Origin of the sequence: Salinigranum sp. (genome assembly GCF_041641895.1) — an archaeon.
In the GTDB taxonomy this organism is placed as follows: domain Archaea; phylum Halobacteriota; class Halobacteria; order Halobacteriales; family Haloferacaceae; genus Salinigranum.
On record NZ_JBEPXO010000007.1, the window covers coordinates 18,696 to 36,334 of the forward strand.

At 68.6% G+C, this 17,639-nt stretch carries 17 protein-coding genes and 1 pseudogene; 9 read left to right on the forward strand and 9 right to left on the reverse strand.

Annotation, left to right across the window (positions count from 1 at the left end; all coding sequences use genetic code 11):
• Positions 1-42 precede the first annotated feature (42 nt).
• Positions 43-975 carry a hypothetical protein gene (locus tag ACESK5_RS02485; RefSeq protein WP_372909964.1) on the forward strand — a complete coding sequence of 311 codons (933 nt, stop codon included), beginning with the start codon at positions 43-45 and terminating at the stop codon, positions 973-975.
• A 19-nt stretch (positions 976-994) separates the two neighbouring features.
• Here ACESK5_RS02485 and ACESK5_RS02490 read toward each other — a convergent pair whose 3' ends face one another.
• The gene (locus ACESK5_RS02490; RefSeq protein WP_372909965.1) at positions 995-2,167 is read right to left on the reverse strand and encodes an MBL fold metallo-hydrolase; all 1,173 of its coding nucleotides are present in this window, start codon (positions 2,165-2,167) and stop codon (positions 995-997) included.
• Between the two features lie 166 nt (positions 2,168-2,333).
• Between ACESK5_RS02490 and ACESK5_RS02495 the strand changes: the two genes are divergently transcribed.
• The 3 genes from ACESK5_RS02495 (at position 2,334) to ACESK5_RS02505 (ending at position 7,800) form a co-directional block, all read left to right on the forward strand.
• On the forward strand, positions 2,334-4,616 hold the full coding sequence (locus tag ACESK5_RS02495) for a nitric-oxide reductase large subunit (RefSeq protein WP_372909966.1): 2,283 nt from the start codon (positions 2,334-2,336) through the stop codon (positions 4,614-4,616).
• A gap of 605 nt (positions 4,617-5,221) precedes the next feature.
• Positions 5,222-6,334 carry a copper-containing nitrite reductase gene (gene nirK / locus ACESK5_RS02500; protein ID WP_372909967.1) on the forward strand — a complete coding sequence of 371 codons (1,113 nt, stop codon included), beginning with the start codon at positions 5,222-5,224 and terminating at the stop codon, positions 6,332-6,334.
• Positions 6,335-6,459: 125 nt separating this feature from the next.
• Positions 6,460-7,800, forward strand: a complete 1,341-nt coding sequence (locus tag ACESK5_RS02505) for a hypothetical protein (RefSeq protein ID WP_372909968.1) — start codon at positions 6,460-6,462, stop codon at positions 7,798-7,800.
• 36 nt (positions 7,801-7,836) lie between these two features.
• Here the strand turns inward: ACESK5_RS02505 and ACESK5_RS02510 are convergent, their stop codons facing one another.
• Positions 7,837-8,157, reverse strand: coding sequence for a CGCGG family rSAM-modified RiPP protein (locus tag ACESK5_RS02510; protein WP_372909969.1), 321 nt, complete (start codon positions 8,155-8,157; stop codon positions 7,837-7,839).
• 92 nt (positions 8,158-8,249) lie between these two features.
• On the opposite strand from ACESK5_RS02510, the gene ACESK5_RS02515 reads away from it, so the two are divergent.
• Positions 8,250-8,489: a DUF2249 domain-containing protein gene (locus ACESK5_RS02515; RefSeq protein WP_372909970.1), complete on the forward strand. Its 240-nt coding sequence runs from the start codon at positions 8,250-8,252 to the stop codon at positions 8,487-8,489.
• Entirely contained in the window at positions 8,486-8,818 is a 333-nt protein-coding gene (locus tag ACESK5_RS02520; RefSeq protein WP_372909971.1) for a cupin domain-containing protein, read from the forward strand. The genes ACESK5_RS02515 and ACESK5_RS02520 overlap by 4 nt, the downstream gene beginning before the upstream one ends.
• 12 nt (positions 8,819-8,830) lie before the next feature.
• On the opposite strand, the gene ACESK5_RS02525 is transcribed toward ACESK5_RS02520, so the two are convergent.
• The 7 genes and pseudogenes from ACESK5_RS02525 to ACESK5_RS02555 form a co-directional block, all read right to left on the reverse strand.
• Positions 8,831-9,169, reverse strand: a complete 339-nt coding sequence (locus ACESK5_RS02525; RefSeq protein ID WP_372909972.1) for a hypothetical protein — start codon at positions 9,167-9,169, stop codon at positions 8,831-8,833.
• Complete coding sequence (locus ACESK5_RS02530; protein ID WP_372909973.1) at positions 9,166-9,438, reverse strand: DUF2249 domain-containing protein; 273 nt, start codon at positions 9,436-9,438, stop codon at positions 9,166-9,168. Before ACESK5_RS02530 ends, ACESK5_RS02525 begins: the two co-directional genes overlap by 4 nt.
• 57 nt (positions 9,439-9,495) lie before the next feature.
• A pseudogene (locus ACESK5_RS02535) lies at positions 9,496-9,981 on the reverse strand (hypothetical protein); the annotation flags it as partial.
• 73 nt (positions 9,982-10,054) lie between these two features.
• Positions 10,055-10,345: a HalOD1 output domain-containing protein gene (locus tag ACESK5_RS02540; protein ID WP_372909974.1), complete on the reverse strand. Its 291-nt coding sequence runs from the start codon at positions 10,343-10,345 to the stop codon at positions 10,055-10,057.
• Between the two features lie 214 nt (positions 10,346-10,559).
• The gene (purF, locus tag ACESK5_RS02545; protein ID WP_372909975.1) at positions 10,560-12,032 is read right to left on the reverse strand and encodes an amidophosphoribosyltransferase; all 1,473 of its coding nucleotides are present in this window, start codon (positions 12,030-12,032) and stop codon (positions 10,560-10,562) included.
• Between the two features lie 339 nt (positions 12,033-12,371).
• Complete coding sequence (locus tag ACESK5_RS02550; protein ID WP_152041963.1) at positions 12,372-12,548, reverse strand: 50S ribosomal protein L37e; 177 nt, start codon at positions 12,546-12,548, stop codon at positions 12,372-12,374.
• Entirely contained in the window at positions 12,545-12,775 is a 231-nt protein-coding gene (locus ACESK5_RS02555) for an LSM domain-containing protein (RefSeq protein WP_103426004.1), read from the reverse strand. The genes ACESK5_RS02550 and ACESK5_RS02555 overlap by 4 nt, the downstream gene beginning before the upstream one ends.
• A 330-nt stretch (positions 12,776-13,105) precedes the next feature.
• Between ACESK5_RS02555 and ACESK5_RS02560 the strand changes: the two genes are divergently transcribed.
• The 3 genes from ACESK5_RS02560 to ACESK5_RS02570 all read left to right on the forward strand — a co-directional run bounded on the left by ACESK5_RS02560 (position 13,106) and on the right by ACESK5_RS02570 (position 17,470).
• Positions 13,106-14,452 carry an RNase J family beta-CASP ribonuclease gene (locus tag ACESK5_RS02560; protein ID WP_372909976.1) on the forward strand — a complete coding sequence of 449 codons (1,347 nt, stop codon included), beginning with the start codon at positions 13,106-13,108 and terminating at the stop codon, positions 14,450-14,452.
• Positions 14,452-15,504, forward strand: a complete 1,053-nt coding sequence (idsA3, locus tag ACESK5_RS02565; RefSeq protein ID WP_372909977.1) for a geranylfarnesyl diphosphate synthase — start codon at positions 14,452-14,454, stop codon at positions 15,502-15,504. The genes ACESK5_RS02560 and idsA3 overlap by 1 nt, the downstream gene beginning before the upstream one ends.
• 232 nt (positions 15,505-15,736) lie before the next feature.
• On the forward strand, positions 15,737-17,470 hold the full coding sequence (locus ACESK5_RS02570; RefSeq protein ID WP_372909978.1) for a glutamate--tRNA ligase: 1,734 nt from the start codon (positions 15,737-15,739) through the stop codon (positions 17,468-17,470).
• Positions 17,471-17,639: the final 169 nt, after the last annotated feature.

A 17,639-nucleotide genomic window follows, 5' to 3' on the forward strand; every position in this document is an offset into this window, starting at 1 on the left:
CGACCACAAGACATGTCACGCCGCCGGTCGGGTTCCCCGACGATGCCCTCCAGACGACGTCTCCTCGCGGCGGTGGCCGGGAGCCTCGCCGCCGTGGCCGGCTGTACGACGCGGACGCAACCGTCGACCGGTGAGTCGACCACCGCGTCGCCGCCGTCGACATCGACGGCGACACCGCCGTCGGTCTCGCACTCACCCACCGAACCGGGCGGAGGGTCGCCCACCGACTCGTCGACCCCCGTCGAGCACGTCGCCGTCGACGACATCGTGGTCCGCAAGGCGGCCCACTACGAGTCGGCGATGGGGTCGGGTGGCGTCCTCGCCGGCCGGGACGAACAGTACGTCGTCGCGTCGGTTCGCGGGGCGAACGAACTCGATTCGGCCACGTTCACGTTCGAGGCCGATGGTCGGTCGTGGTCGCCGGGGCTGCCCCGGACGCGGGGGGCGACGAACGTCGCCGTGGCCGGTCACGAGGGCCCACCGGTCGGACGGTGGGACCTCGGTGGGGACGGGCCCTCGGTGCTCGCGTTCACCGTCCCGTCACCGCTCTCTGCGGAGAACCCGCGGATACGGTTCGACGGAGGCCCCTCCCGCGAGGCCCGCGAGTGGCCGGTTCCCGCGGAGGAACGGAACCGACTCGCCGCTCCCGCCGCCCGGTTCGAACTCGACTCGCTGTCGGTTCCGTCGTCGGTCTCACAGGGCGACCCACTGTCGGTGTCGCTCTCGGTGACGAACGTCTCCGAGACGGCAGGGCGATTCCTCGCGGCGCTGTACTGGCCGACGGACACCATCGCGGACGACGACGAGTCCCACATTCTCGAACGGGTGGTCGACGCCGGTGAGACGGTCTCTGTGAGTCGAGACGTCGACACCGGGTACACGACGTACGAGCCGAGAACGGTGACGCTCGAAGTGCGGGGGCACGTCAGGGCCGACCGGGAGGTAGCGGTAAAGAACGTCTCGACGCCGTCGTGACGGTGCTGGGAGTACCCGGTCACCCGGCCGCGCAGTTGTTCGGGCCGAGTTCCAGCTCGAACGACTCGTCGTCGTCGACGTCCTCGCGGCCGAGGTTCGCCGCGATGATGCGCTGGTACTCGTTCGGCTGCGGCGGGAGGTCGTCGGTCACGCTTGCGACGAACGCCTCCTCCTCCATCGAGAACGCGGCGAGCGATTCGCGAAGGTCGCCGACGCGGGCGGTGTACGTCCCGTCCTCGGTGCGGGGGGTGTGCGGCCCGGCGTGGTTCGACGCGACGACCGTCTCGTCGGGCATCGACGCGACTGTCTCGAGCGTCTCGTACAGCGCCCGAGCGGCGCACTCGACGGCCGCCTCGTCGGCGTCTTCGAGGTCCGGTCGGGCGACGCTGTCGACGAACACCGAGTCTCCCGCGAGGAGGACGTCGTCGACCAGGTAGCCAGTCATCTCCGTCGTGTGCCCGGGGAGCGCCACCACGTCGACGGTCGTCCAGCCGACCCGGACCTCGTCGCCGTCGGAGAGCAGCGTCGCGTCGAACGCCAGCCCCCGTTCGTCCGCGCCCGCAGGGAGCAGTATCTCGGCATCGGTCGCCGAGGCGACGTCGCGCACGCCGCTGACGTGGTCGGCGTGGACGTGGGTGTCCGCGACGGCGACCACCTCGGCCCCTCGGTCCCGAGCGTCTGCGACGTACCGCTCCGCGAACGCCCGGAGCGGGTCGACGACCAGCGCCTCCTCGCCGGAGACGACGAGGTACGCGAGACAGCCTGAGGAGGGCCGCTCGTACTGGAGCACCGTCGCGTCGCCGCCCGCGTCGACCTCGCGAGACTCGTACAGCCGCGCCCACCCCTCCATGCCGTCGCGCAGTCCGTAGACGTCCCACCCCTCGCGGGTGAGGAACTCGGCGACGTAGAGGCTCGAGATGCCCTTCGCACAGCAGGTGACGAGCGGGCGGTCGGACTCCTTCGGAGGGACGCCCTCCGGCACCCCGCCGGCCGGGTCGTCGCCGTCGAGGAAGGCCGTGAACGGGACGTTCACGGCGTCGAGGTTCGGGTGCGTCACCTGCCACGCGGCGAAGTCCGCCGGGCGACGCGTGTCGAGCAACGTCCACTCCTCGCCCGCGTCGAGTCGCCGCTTCAACTCCGCGGCGCCGATTTCGGGCACCTCGTGTCCGAGGTCGGGGAACTGCTGGGACATGTGTGGAGTGATGGAAAAGACGCACATAATCGTTTCTCCCTCTCACTCCCCCGGGTCGACGGGCGGCCGGGACTTATTACGATCCGCCGAACACGTTCGTCGGGGCTGTCGGCGCCTGAGAAGCGGCGTGGGGGAGGTAAACCACGCCCGTGAACGGTCGACCGTGATGAAGATACGCAGACGAACCATCGCGCGCGTACTGGTCGCCGTCTTCGTGTTCAACCTCGTCGTGATGGGTGCGGGGGCGTACCTCGCGTACGAACAGGCCCCACCCATCCCCGAACGCGTCGAGGGACCCGACGGCGAGACAGTAGCCACCGGCGCGGACATCTCCGCGGGAAAGGCCGTCTTCCAGCAGGACGGCATGATGAACCACGGCTCGATACTCGGTAACGGCGCGTACTTCGGAGAGGACTACACCGCCGACGCGCTCGACCTGAAGACCGAGTACATGAAGGCGTACTACGCCCGCGAACGGTACGGGGCCGAGTACGAGTCGCTCCCGAGCGAGGAGCGTGCCGCCGTCGACAGCCTCGTCGAGAGTGACCTCGACCAGCGGTACGGCGGCGGCCCCATCGAGTACTCCGCGGCCGAGGCGTACGCGCACGAACGCGTCCGCGAGACGTACGTCGAGCGCTACCACGAGGGGGCGGCCGAACGCGGCGTCCCCGCGGGGATGATTTCCTCGGAGGAGGAGGCGCGCGACTTCGCCGACTTCGCGCTGTGGACCGCGTGGGCCGCCCACACGGAACGGCCGGGGTCGACCCACACCTACACGAACGACTGGCCGTACGCACCCGACGCGGGGAACGAACCCACTGGTGCGGCGATGACGTGGTCGGTCGTCGCGATGATTCTCCTCGTCGGTGCCGCGGGGCTGGGTATCTGGCTCTACCGCTCGGTCGACCTGCCCGAACCCGAGACGGAGCACATCGACGTCCCGCGTCCGGGTGACATCGACCTCGTGCCGAGTCAGATGGCGGCGCTGTCGTTCGTCCCCGTCGCCGCCTTGCTGTTCTGTGGGCAGGTCCTCCTCGGTGGCCTGCTCGCACACTACTACGTCGAGCGCGACGCGTTCTTCGGCCTGGGCGAACTGCTGGGCGTGAACGTCATCCAGTGGCTCCCGTTCGCCATCGCGAAGACCTGGCACATCGACCTCGGCGTGCTGTGGATTGCGACTCTCTGGCTCGGCGCGGGGCTGTTCCTCCCCGCGCTCCTGACGGGCTACGAACCCGACAACCAGGGCCGGTACGTCTACGGCCTCCTCGGTGCGCTCGTCGTAGTCGCCGTCGGCGGTCTCGCGGGCATCTGGCTGGGCGCACAGGGGTACATCGACGGCGCGCTCTGGTGGGTGCTCGGCAACGAGGGCCTCGAGTACCTCGAAGTGGGGAAGCTCTGGCAGGCCGGTCTTCTGGCCGGGTTCCTCGCGTGGGCCGTGCTCGTCGCCCGCGGCTTCAGACCCCTCCTGAAGCGGGAGGCGACCTACGGCCTCGCACACATGATTCTGTACGCCGGCGGCTCGATCGCCCTGCTGTTCGTCGCCGGCTTCCTCTACACGCCGAAGACGAACATCGTCGTCACCGAGTTCTGGCGGTGGTGGGTCGTCCACATGTGGGTCGAGGGCGCATTCGAGTTCTTCATCGTCGCCATCGTCGGCATCACCCTCGTCTCGATGAACCTCCTGAAGCGGAAGTCGGCGGAGAAGGCCGTGATGTTCGAGGCCCTGCTCGTGATGAGCACGGGCGTCATCGGCGTCTCACACCACTACTGGTGGGTGGGCCTGCCCGACCTGTGGGTGCCCATCGGGAGCGCCTTCTCGACGCTCGAACTCCTCCCGCTGGTGTTCATCCTCTTCGAGGCGCTGAACGAGTACCGCTCGCTCGTCGGACAGGGCGAGGCGTTCCCCTACACCCTCCCGTTCATGTTCATCATCGCCTCGGGTGCGTGGAACTTCGTCGGTGCGGGCGTCCTGGGCTTCTTCATCAACCTCCCCCTCGTCAACTACTACGAACACGGCACCTATCTCACCGTGGGGCACGCCCACGCCGCCATGTTCGGCGCGTTCGGCTTCCTCGCCATCGGGATGGCGACGTACATGCTCCGCATCAGTACGAGAGACTGGTCGGGCCGTCGGCTCCGGTGGGCGTTCTGGCTCTGGAACGCTGGCCTCGCGCTGATGGTGTTCGTTTCGGTGCTCCCCGTGGGGTTCCTCCAGCTGGAGACGGCGTTCACGGCGAGCTACGACGCCGCCCGGAGCCTCGCGTTCTACCAGCGCGACACCGTCCAGCTCCTCTTCTGGGCGCGCATGCCCGGTGACACCATGCTCATCGCCGGGACGCTGCTGTTCGCGTACGACGTCCTCGACAAGCTCCGCTCGCGCCGGGAGGTGACCGCGCCCGAGGACGTGCGTCTCCCCGGGCCGGCCCGGTCGTTACAGAGCGACGACTGAGGCTGCCCCCACTCCCGTTCGCTCACCCCGAGCGGTGCTCGGCGACGAGTCCGCCCAGGCCACCTCGCCCGCGGACGCGACGTGGTCGGGACGCGGCGCCTCGCCCTCGAGCACCTCGGCCGGACTCGGCACGTTCGGGTCGAGTCACCCGAGGATGGACGGCAGCACGTTCTCTTCTTCCGGCGGTCCCCGGTGTTCCCGACGCTGAGCCGGGGTACTGGCCCTCGTCGTCCCAGACGACCACCCGGGCTGTCGCGCGACTCGGCACCCGGTCGCCGTCGACGTTCACCGTCCCGCCGGGAGGCCGGTCGCCCGAACCCGAGCCGTCTCGTGAGGTCGTCTATCGTCAGCGACCCCTCTGTCGCCGATAGGCTATCTCGTGAGCTAGCACACCCCTCCACGAAAGACGTGCCAACCGATGAGAGTTACCGAGCCAATCCCCCGTTGGCGACTGGTGGCCGCCCGCGCGAGCAGAGCGGGGCGGACGCCTCGCCTCTAGTTTAAATACGCTTCCCGAACATCTACAGCGCGTTCTCACAGCGTTACAGGCTGAGCCCCGTCTTTAGTCGCTCTCTCTCCTCCTTACGAGTGTAAGGTGAAGACCGATGTCTGGAACCACTCGCCGCTCGGTCCTCGAAGCGCTCGGCCTCGGCGGCGCGGCCGCCGTCGCTGGCTGTACCGCGAACGCACCCACCGCCGCCGAGACGGAGCAACAGCGCCGGGCGATGGAGCAACAGTCGAAGCCGACGGTCGACCGGGTCGCCGCCGACCCGACCGACATCCCCGGTCCCATCCAGCGGAGTTCGCCGGAGACGGTCGAGGTCACGCTTCGCCCCGAGGAGGTGACGGCCGAAATCGAGCCCGGCGTCACGTTCGACTACATGACGTACAACGGGCAGGTCCCCGGCCCGTTCATCAGGGTCAGGCAGGGTGACACGGTCGACCTCACGTTCGAGAACCCCGCCGAGAACGCCCTGCCGCACAACGTCGACTTCCACGCCGTCGCCGGCCCCGGGGGCGGCGCGGAGGCGACGATGACGTCGCCCGGTGAGACCGCACGCCTCCGGTTCAAGGCCACCTACCCGGGTGCGTACATCTACCACTGTGCCGTCCCGAACCTCGACATGCACATCGCAGCGGGGATGTTCGGCATCATCCTCGTCGAGCCGAAGGATGGGATGCCCGCCGTCGACCAAGAACTCTACCTCGGTCAGCACGAGATATACACGGACAAGGAGGCGGGGACGGAGGGCAAGCACCGCTTCGACATGGCGGCGATGAAGAACGAGGAACCGACGTACGTCGTGATGAACGGCGAGCAGTACGCCATGACGCCCGACGTCCACGGGCCGGCGGCGACGGTGTCGACGGGCGACACCGCTCGCGTCTACTTCGTCACCGGCGGGCCGAACCTCACCTCCAGCTTCCACCCCATCGGCAACGTCTGGGAGGAACTGTACCCCGAGGGGTCGCTGACGGCCGACCCGCAGACGCACATCCAGACCAAGCCCGTCGTCCCCGGGTCGACGACTATCGCCACGATGGACTTCCCCGTCCCGGGGAGCTTCAAACTCGTCGACCACGCCCTCTCGCGGGTCGCCCGCAAGGGGTGTATGGCCATCGTGACCGCCGAGGGCCCCGAGAACCCAGAGGTGTTCGACCCGAACCCCGGCGCGTCGGGCGGCTCTGACGGGTCGGAGGCGGAGTCGGGAGGCTAACCGCACACACGTTCCGGGCCGGAGTCACGACGTCTCCGGACCGCTCGCCCGTCCGGGTCGTCGACGCCCTCGCCTCGTGTCCTGTTCGACTCGCTCTCCACCGGATGCCCGTCCCGAACAGGTTCGTGGTAACCCCGAGAGGGGCGGCGTTCGAACCTCCGGACATGCACGTCCCCGACGTCGACACCACCGGCGGGCCGCCGCTTCGCCTCCCACTCGCTCACGTCGTCGTCGGACTCGGCTTCCTGCTCGCGGGAGGCGGACTCGGTCTGCTGGTGCTCGCTGGCCGACTCGACGGTATCGCCCGACTCGCCCCGCTCCACCTCCTCCTCCTGGGGTGGGTCTGTGTCACCATCATGGGCGCGATGGAGCAGTTCGTCCCCGTCTGGTCCGGAGTCGACCTCCACTCGCGGCGACTCGCCGACGCCGCGCTCTGTCTCGTCACCGCCGGCGTCGTCGGTCTCGCCTCGGCCGCCCTGTTCGGTCGCCCGCGACTGCTCGCGTTCGGCCTCTTCGCCGTCGCCGGCCTCTGGGTCTTCGTCTACACGCTCTGCCGGACGCTCCCGTTCGGCGACGTGACCGAGCGCCACTTCGGGTACGCACTCTGTGCGCTGGCGGTCGCCGCGGGGCTCGGTGGACTCCTCGCGGTCGACTACTCGGTTCCGGTCCTGACGCGGGTCGGCCTCTCGCACGTCGCCGTCCGCTCGGCGCACGCGACGCTCGCGCTCCTCGGCGGGGTCCTGCTCACCGTCGTCGGTGCGCTCGTCCAGCTCGGGCCAATGTTCGTCGGTAGTGGTGACCTCGACGCCACCGCCCGTCGTCTCGTCCGCGTCGAGGAGGCGACGCTCCCGGCCGGCGTCGTCGCCCTCGCCGCTGGCCGAGCGGTGGCCGTCGCGTCGGTCGCCCGCCTCGGCGCCCTCTTCGTCCTCGTCGGCGTCTGCTGTCTCGGCGCGGTTCTCGTTCGGGTGTTCCTCGCCGAGTGGACCGAGCCGACCCCGACGGCGACGCGCTACGCCGTGGTCACGACGGGCCTCCTGCTGTGGGTGGTGACCGCGGGCTCGACGCTCCTCGCGGCCCCGCTGGAGACCGGAATCGTCGGCCCGCCGGCGGCCGCGTGGACGTTCGGGCTGGCGCTCGCGGCCGTCCTCGTCGGGACGCTCTACCACGTCGTCCCGTTCCTCGTCTGGGACCACCGCTACGCCGACCGTCTCGGGTACGAACCGGTGCCGATGGTCGACGACCTCTACGACCGGCGGGTCGCCCGCGTCGACTTCCTCGGACTGGTCCTCGGCGGCGCGGCGCTCGTCGCCGGTAGCGGCCTCGGACGCCACGACGTCGTCGTCTGGGGGGCCGTCGTCGGCTGCGCGGCGCTCACACTCGCGGCGCTGAACCTCGCTGGCGTCGTGTGGTCGCACGCGCCTCGCGACTGGCCGGCGACCGGTCGAGTCGGGGGCGCGAGCGAGTGAGCCTGGAGTGTAAACAGGGGGCGGTCCGGAACCGGCTCACTCCTCGTGGACGTGGACGCGGGTGACGTGGCCGCCACAGCCACACCGGTCGACGTACTCCACGGTGAGGGGACGCGTCGTCGCGTCGAGTGCGTCCCACAGGTAGTCGCGAGGGTCGCCGTGTGCCTCGTGGGTCACGAGGTTCACGTGGTAGCCCGCCCGCGTCGCCGCGACGGCCTCGCGGGCGTCCTCGATCACCCGCGCTTCGCTCTCGGCGTGTCGCTCTCCTTCGAGGTTCGCGGACCACGACCCCTCGTGGTCGGTCTCGACTGTGCGCTCGTCGGCAGGGCTGGTGTCGCTCGTCTCGGAGTGACTCATACCCCTCCTACGGTGCGCTCGCGGGTGGCTTCGACCCCGAACAGGTTCGGGGGAACCGACACCGACCTCCGGCGTCGACTGTGGACCGAGATATGAGCCGCCACGAGACCCGACTCGACGTCCGTGACCTCCCGCCCGCCCAGCGCCACGAGCGCATCCACGACGCCTTCGCCGCGCTCGACGCCGGCGAGTCGCTCGTCGTCGTGAACGACCACGACCCCGCCCCGCTGTACTACGAATTCGAGGCCGAAGTCGACACCTTCGACGGCGACGCCTACCGGGTGCGAGAGGAGGCCGAAGACCGCTTCGTCGCGACGTTCCCGAAGCGATGACCGGAACACCGAGCGGCCCGGGGAGCGTCGAACGCGGGTCGTTCGACGGATCCGGGGGGACTACCCGCCCGTTCGAGCGCGACGGGGAACCCGACGTCGTCCGCCTCCGTCTGGACGCGGGCGAGTCCGTCGCGCCGCACAGTCACCCCGAGCGACGCGTCGTCTTCTTCGTCGTCGAGGGGCGGTTCGAGGTCCGTCTCGACGACGACAGCTACCCGGTTGGAGCGGGTGACTGTCTCCGGTTCGACGGTGACGCCGAGATATCGCCGCGAGCGACCGAGGACGGACCGGCGACGGCGCTCGTGGTTCTGGCGCGGACGCGAACGTAGAGTACCGGGCGGTCACTCGCTGACGAACAGTTCGGCGACGGCCGCTTCGGTCCGGTCGCCGGCCTCGGCCGCGGCGACGGCCGGTTCGACGGCCTGAACCGCGATACGAACCGCCATCGTCGAGAGGGCGCGCCGTGCCGTCGTGTCGCCGTCGAAGGCGCGGAGTGCCCGCTCCCGTTCCGCGGCGGCCACCGCTCCCGCCCGGGTCGCGAGGAGTCGACGGAGGTCACCGCTGTCCAGTTCGCCGGCGGCATCCCTGTCACCGTCGTCGCCGTCGTCGTGGTCGGTGTCACCGTCGGGGTGAGCGCCGGACGGCACCGACGTGTCGGCGGCCGCTCGGCGGTGTGTCATGGCTTCCAGATGGCCGTGAGGACCGACGACCCCTGCTCGACCGTCGCGTACGCCGCGCCGCGTTCGTCGAGTTTCGGGAACAGATGCACCGGTTCCCGGTCGTTGACCTGCACGAGCACCTCGTCGTCACCGAGTTCGGCCAAGACACGGAGCGTCCGCGTCAGCGGTTTCGGCGGCGGTGCGGTGGCGACGTCGAGGACTGTCGCCTCGCGGTCGGTCGGGACGGGCGCTTCGAACGCCGAGAGGCTCACGTTCGCTGTCTGGGACATGTGCGAGGGATGGTGCGCCACCCACCCGACGGTTCCCCCGAACACGTTCGGTCACGGACGGGTCTCGAGGCGCCGAAGCCGGTCGTTGATGTCGTCGTGGTCACGGTGCAGCGGAGCGACACGCACTCTGACACGCTCGACGTGACCGAGCACCTCGGGCGGGACGGGCGTCTCCGCCCCGTCCCCGCGGCCGTTCCACGCACGGAACGCCGCCACGGCCAGGGTCTCCGCCTGCGGACAGAACGCCGTCGTCGGCGTGAACTCGGCGCGGAGTTCCCGGCCGTCCAGCGCGTACCGGATGCCGGCGTCGGGGTGACGGCCGTCGAGGTTCAGCCGTGCGAGGTTGTAGCCGAACGTCGCGTCGTAGACGCCCCGTGCCTCGAACGCGTCGCGAGTCCACGCGTGGACGACGGTGTGTTCCTCGCCGTTGAGCACACGCCCCGGTTCGAGAGACGGTCCCGGGTCCGGGAGGTGGTCGGGAACGAACGTCCCCGGGTCGTCGAACGTCTCGTCGGCCGTGCGGAACGGTGAGAATCCCCGCATGGGCGCGAGTAGGTCGTGGCGGCGGGAATCGACTCTCCCGAACACGTTCGTCTGTCGGGTACGACTCCCCCGTTCAGTCCGTCTCCATCTCGGGCTCCGACCGGTCGCTGATGCAGATCTCGCCCGCCCCGCTGACGGTCACCTGCCACCGCTGGTACGGGAAGGTGAGTCGTAACTCGCTCGGTGGGGGACCCGTGCGGGTGGCGAACAGCGCGTCGAGCGAGTCGGTGTCGATGGAGTACGCGAGCGGCGGGAGGTCGATGGCCGACTCCACGACCAGCGAGAGCGCCTCGGCGACGGCCACGGAGACGGACCTCCCCGACGCGGGGTCGAACTGCACACGGACCAGGACCCGCTCCGTCATCGGCGACCCCTCGGCAACCCGCCGTCAAACATCACGTGTCTGATACAACGTGGACGGTGATAAACTGATATGCTAGCCGACCGAGAGAATCTGGTTGGCCACGAGAAATTCACCGACCGGCGGTCGGGTCGTGGGGGTGGTTCGACCCGGGCGGTGACTGCGGCCCCGAGCGGGCCTACCTGTCAGAAGACGGGAATTCTCCGCCGAGCCGGCGTCAGTCGTCGGCCGGCGCCGAGTCGGCGACGACCGGACGTTCGACCGGGCGGTCGGTCTCCTCGCCGTCGATGTCGTACGGGTACTGGCCGGTGACACAGCCGAGACAGAGGTCCGCCCTGGACGACGAGAGCGCCTCGGCGACGGCGTCGATGGAGAGGTACGACAGCGAGTCGGCCCCGATCTCTTCGGCGATGTCCGCCACGGAGCGGTCAGCGGCGATGAGTTCCTCCCGGGTCGCCATGTCGATGCCCATGTAACACGGAGCGACGATGGGCGGGGCGCCGATGCGGACGTGGACCTCCTCGGCACCGGCGTCACGGAGGAGACTCACGAGCTGTCTGGACGTCGTCCCGCGGACGATGCTGTCGTCGATGATGGTGACCGAGCGGCCCTCGATGGTGCTCCGGATGGGGTTCAGCTTCAGGCGGACCGCACGCTCGCGCTCGTCCTGTGTCGGCATGATGAACGTCCGGCCGACGTAGCGGTTCTTCATCAGGCCCTCGGCGAACTCGACGTCGGCACCGTCGTCCTGTGCAGCCTCGGCGTATCCGGAGGCGAACGCCCGGCCCGAGTCGGGGACGGGCATTACGACGTCGGAGTCGACGCCGCTTTCCTCCCAGAGCTTCCGGCCGAGGGCGCGGCGTGCCTGGTAGACGAGCGTCCCGTCGATGCGCGAGTCGGGGCGGGCGAAGTAGACGTGCTCGAAGAAGCAGCTGGCGGTGTGTTCCTGCTCGACGAGCTGGAACGAGTCGTAGCCGGAGCCGTCGCTGTCGAGGAGGACGAGTTCGCCCGGGCGGACGTCCCGGACCAGTTCGCCACCCAGCGTGTCGATGGCGGCCGACTCGCTCGCGAGCACGTACCCGTCCTCGAGCTTCCCGAGACAGAGCGGGCGGTTGCCCTCGGGGTCCCGGAGGCCGAGCACGGTGTCGTCGTGCATGATGGTGAGCGAGTACGACCCGTGGATGCGGCTCATCGTCGCCTTCACCGCGCGGACGAGGTCACCTTCGAGGAGGTTTCGCGCGAGGTCGTGCGCGATGACCTCGGTGTCGCCGTCGGAGGTGAACGCGTGACCTTTCTCCGCGAGCGTGTCGCGAATCTCGTCGGCGTTGACGAGGTTGCCGTTGTGCGACAGCCCGAGCGACCCCGACTTGAACGAGACGGTGAAGGGCTGCGCACAGGACTTGTCGACGCTTCCCGCCGTCGGGTAGCGGACGTGGCCGATACCGGTGGTGCCGTTCAGCCCCGCCAGGTCGGACTCGGAGAAGGCGTCGCCGACCAGCCCCATGTCGACGTGGCTGTGCTGCTGGAACCCGTCGTGCGTGACGATGCCCGCGGACTCTTGCCCCCGGTGCTGGAGGGCGTAGAGCGAGTAGTAGATGGGCCGTGCAGCGGCTCGGTCGGCCAGCGAGAGACCGACGACCCCGCACTTCTCCGTCGGTCCCTCCGGGAGTGTGTCCCGCCCGTGTGCCATACGAGAGTGATGCCGTCCGAGCGATAAAAAGACCCGTGATTGTGCTGTATTCCCGCCTTCCCACCGGAGAGATATGCACAGATGTGTATCACTCACCGTCGTCGACACGACGCGTCCTCGTCGTCGACGCGCCACGCCGGGCGGTGTGTGAGGCGAGCGTCGAGCGAGACGACGCGGACACCGGCGGAAGCGGGACAGCCACCGACCGGTGCCGTCGCTCGGGCGGTGATGACGTGAGAACCGGGTGTGCGTCGTTCGTCGGGCCGGACGAACCGTCGGGCGTCGCGTCTGGACGTCACCGAGGCGACGACCGACAGGACGCGGTGTCGACGCTGTGTCTCAGTTGTCGCCGGCTTTCGACTGCCAGGCGTAGTCGCGGCGCTTGGCCGACTTCCCGAAGCCACAGGACGCGCAGGCCTTCTTCTTCACGTGGTAGGACTTCTCGCCGCAGCGGCGGCACTTCACGTGCGTCGTCTTGTTCTTCTTCCCTTGGCTCGGCGTTCCTGCGCCAGTCATGTTGTTATCGTCACGACGTTGTCGCCGCGTATAATCGTTGTGTCTTGCACTGCAGTCGCGTCCAGGTCGCCGTGGACGTCCGCGTCCACCTCGTCGCTCTCGAGAACCAGGTTCATGTGCTGGTCGTAGCCGGCGAGGATGCCGTGGTAGATGGTGCCGTCTTTGAGATGGACCGTGACGAGTGCGTCGAGCGACGCCTCGAGTACGTCCAGCGGTCGTCCGCTCATACTGCAACACCTTTCGCTCCCACATATAAACGTACCGTCTACGACCGACGAACGGGGGCGTACGCGGGCGTCCACCGGGACGGGACCGACCGAGCGACCAGCGAGGCCAGGTCGCCCGGGGGCGTCGTCGCCGCCGACAACCCGTGTTCTTTTAATACCCGGGCGTGTAGCCTTCAGTACCACACTCCCGCGGGTAAGTACGACGCCGGGTCGTACTGCGGGAACCACCGACCGACAGGCTGTAAGACGCCGGGGCCTGTGGCTTCCGCCACATCCGCTGGGTTTCACGCGTACGCGAACCACGCCAAGAGTCCGCGTTTCAGTGCTACCATGGAAATCGAAATCGCAACAATCGGCGGCTACGAGGAAGTCGGCCGGCAGATGACTGCCGTCCGCGCCGGTGACGACGTCGTCGTCTTCGACATGGGTCTGAACCTCTCGCAGGTTCTCATCCACGACAACGTCGAAACCGAACAGATGCACAGTCTCGACCTGATCGACATGGGCGCCATCCCCGACGACCGGGTGATGTCCGACCTCGAGGGCGACGTGAAGGCTATCGTCCCGACACACGGTCACCTCGACCACATCGGCGCCATCTCGAAGCTCGCACACCGGTACGACGCCCCCATCGTCGCGACACCCTTCACCATCGAACTCGTCCGCCAGCAGATCGAGGGCGAGAACAAGTTCAACGTCAACAACGACCTGGTGAAGATGTCCGCGGGCGAGACGATGTCCATCGGTGAGCGGGTCGAACTCGAGTTCGTCAACGTCACCCACTCCATCATCGACGCCATCAACCCCGTCCTCCACACGCCGGAAGGGGCAATCGTCTACGGCCTCGACAAGCGGATGGACCACACGCCGGTCATCGGCGACCCCATCGACATGAAGCGCTTCCGCGAAATCGGACGCGAGGGGGAAGGCGTCCTGGCGTACATCGAGGACTGTACGAACGCCGGACGCAAGGGCCGCACGCCGTCTGAGGCCGTCGCCCGTCGCCACCTGCGGGACGTGATGACCTCCATCGAGGACTACGACGGCGGCATCGTCGCGACGACGTTCTCGTCGCACATCGCCCGCGTCACCTCGCTCGTCGAGTTCGCGAAGGACATCGGCCGCCAGCCCGTCCTCCTGGGGCGGTCGATGGAGAAGTACTCCGGGACGGCCGAACGACTCGGCTTCGTCGACTTCCCCGACGACGTCGGGATGTACGGCCACCGCAAGTCCGTCGACCGGACGTTCAAGCGCATCATGAACGAGGGCAAGGAGAACTTCCTGCCCATCGTGACGGGCCACCAGGGCGAACCGCGCGCGATGCTCACGCGGATGGGTCGCGGCGAGACGCCCTTCGAACTCGACGACGGCGACAAGGTCATCTTCTCCGCCCGGGTCATCCCGGAGCCGACCAACGAGGGCCAGCGGTACCAGTCCGAGAAGCTCCTGAAGATGCAGGGCGCGCGCATCTACGACGACATCCACGTCTCGGGGCACCTCCGCGAGGAGGGCCACTACACGATGCTGCAGGCGCTGCAGCCGAAGCACGTCGTCCCCGCCCACCAGAACCTCAAGGGCTTCTCGCCGTACGTCGACCTCGCCGAGAACCAGGGGTACGCGCTCGGCCGCGACCTGCACGTCACGCGGAACGGCAACATGATCCAGCTGGTGGACTGATGGCCTCCGACGCGAACGCGTCCGAGGAGCGAGTACTCGCCGCCGTCGAGGAGCGTCGCGCAATCGTCAACGACGCAATCGACGACTACCTCCCGTTAGCGGAGCCAGAGCGGCTCTGGGAGGCGTCGCGGTATCTGATGCTGGCCGGGGGCAAGCGACTCCGGCCGACCGTCTCGCTCCTGGCCGCCGAAGCGCTGCTCGACGTCGAACCGCTGTCCGAGCCGTACACCGACTTTCCCACGCTGTCGGGTGACCGAATCGACATCCTCGCGGCGGGAATGAGCATCGAGGTCATCCAGGCGTTCACCCTCATTCACGACGACATCATGGACGACGACGCGCTCCGTCGTGGGGTGCCCGCCGTCCACGTCGAGTACGGTACCGACACAGCCATCCTCGCGGGCGACACCCTCTACTCGAAGGCGTTCGAGATTCTCACCCACACCGGTTCGCACGCCGAGAACGGCCTCCGCGCCACTCGCAGGCTGGCGACGACCTGTACCCACATCTGCGAGGGACAGGCCCTCGACGTCGACTTCGAGGGCCGGACGGAGGTCCCGCCCGAGGAGTATCTCGAGATGGTCGAGTCGAAGACGGCCGTGCTGTTCGGGGCCGCCGCGGCCATCCCGCCCATCCTCCTCGACGCCGACGACGAGGTGGTCGACGCGCTCCACCAGTACGCCGTCGAGGCCGGCAGCGCCTTCCAGATTCAGGACGACGTCCTCGACCTCACGGTCCCCTCCGAGAAACTCGGGAAGCAGCGCGGGTCGGACCTCGTTGAGGACAAGGAGACGCTCATCACGCTGCACGCTCGTCAGCAGGGTGTCGACGTCGACGGACTCGTCGACGCCGACGACCCCGAGACACTCACCGATGCGGAGGTCGAAGCGGCCGTCGCGACACTGAACGAGGCGGGGAGTATCGACTACGCCCGGACGACCGCACGGGACCTCGTCGCGAAGAGCAAGTCGCGACTGGAAGTCCTCCCGGACAACGAGGCGCGTGGCCTGCTGGGGGACATCGCTGACTACCTCATCACACGCGGCTACTGACCCGGTCGGCTCTCGGTATCACTCGCCGCTCGAACGCGAGAGCCGCAGTGTCCCGAACCGGCGTCCGCTCCCCGTCGGTGTGCACCGGTCGCCACGTTCTCCCGTTCGGCTCCGCGAAACACTCATACGTCTCGGTGTGCTACTCGTTGTCGTACCCCTGCCCGCGTGCCTGTCGCCCTCGGTGGCCAGGAATCCGGGTCTCTTTTGCCGCCGCCACCCACACCGAGAGACGATGGAAGACGAACTCCGCGAGCGCGTCGAACGGGAGGCGGAGGCACACGCCCTGTTCAACGCGCTGAAGCACGACGGCGACGCCGACGTCGGCGCCGTGATGGGACCGCTGATGGGCGAGAACCCCGATTTCCGACCCCACGGGGACACGGTGCCGGGCGTCGTCGCCCCGGTCGTCCAGCGGGTCAACGAGATGGAGACGGCGGAGAAACGCGCGCGACTGGAGGAACTCGCTCCCGAGCGACTCGCGGAACTCGACGCCGACGAGGAGCGCGAGGAACACACCCTGCCCGACCTCCCGAACGCCGAGGCGTACGACGAGGTACGGATGCGCGCCGCCCCGAACCCGACCGGCCCGTGGCACATCGGCCACGCTCGGATGCCGGCGGTCATCGGCACCTACAAGGAACGGTACGACGGCGCGTTCGTCGTCCGTTTCGACGACACCGACCCCGAGACGAAGCGGCCCGACCTCGACGCGTACGACGCCATCCTCGACGACATCGCCTACCTCGGCTTCGAACCGGACGAGGTGGTGAAAGCCTCCGACCGCGTCGAGACCTACTACGAGTACGCCCGTGACCTCATCGACGCCGGCGGCGCGTACACCTGCTCTTGCTCGGGAGCGGAGTTCTCGGACCTGAAGAACGCCGGCGAGGCCTGTCCCCACCGGGACAAGCCAGTCGAGGAAACCCACGAGGAGTTCGACGCGATGGTCGCGGGCGAGTACGCGTCGGGCGGGATGGTACTCCGGGTGCGCACCGACATCGAACACAAGAACCCCGCGCTCCGCGACTGGGTCGCCTTCCGAATCGTCGACACGCCACACCCCCGCGAAGAGGCCTCGACGTACAGATGCTGGCCGATGCTCGACTTCCAGTCCGGCGTCGACGACCACCTCCTGGGCATCACCCACATCATCCGCGGCATCGACCTGCAGGACTCGGCGAAGCGCCAGCAGTTCGTCTACGACTACTTCGGCTGGGACTACCCGGAGGTCATCCACTGGGGCCACGTCAACGTCGACGCGTACGACGTGAAGCTGTCGACCTCCACGCTGAAAGCGCAAATCGACGCCGGCGAACTCGACGGCTGGGACGACCCCCGCGCGCCCACGCTGGGGAGCCTCCGCCGCCGCGGCATCCGGGGGGACGCCGTCGTCGAAGCGATGGTCGAACTCGGCACCTCGACGTCGAACGTCGACCTCTCGATGTCCTCGCTCTACGCGAAGAACCGCGAACTGGTCGACGACACCAGTGACAGATGCTTCTTCGTCCGCGACGGCGTCGAGAAGGCCGTCGTCGCCGGCCCCGAGGCGGGCGAGCCACCGGTCCACCCCGACCACGAGGAGCGGGGGCGCCGACACATCCCCGTGGCCGGTGCGGTGCTGGTCGAACCCGACGACGTCCCGCCGAACGGCGAACGGGTGTGGCTGAAGGGGTACGGCTGTGTCCGGCACATCCGCGACGCGTTCGAGTTCACGGGTGACGACATCGACGTCGTCCGCGAGGGTGACGTGGACGTAGTCCACTGGGTGCCGGCCGACGGCTCACTCCCCGTCCGGATGCGGACGATGGACGGCGACGTGACGGGCCAGGCGGAACCGGGCTTCGCCGACACCGACGTCGACGAGGTGCTGCAGTTCGAGCGAATCGGCTTCGTCCGGGTGGACGAGGTGGCCGAGGATGGCGCCACATCGGGCGACGAGAGTCTGGTGTACTTCGCGCACCCGTAGGCCGTCTCCGGGAACCGACAGTCGTCCCGCTCGCGGGAACTGACCCACGGGCCGCCTGTCGGTGTCCAGTTCCCCCACTCCGGGAGCAATGTTTATGCTTTTACATGTACTCCATCTGTGAGGAAGTTCACCCGACCGCACCACGAACCGCGTCGGTGCGTTCGGGGGG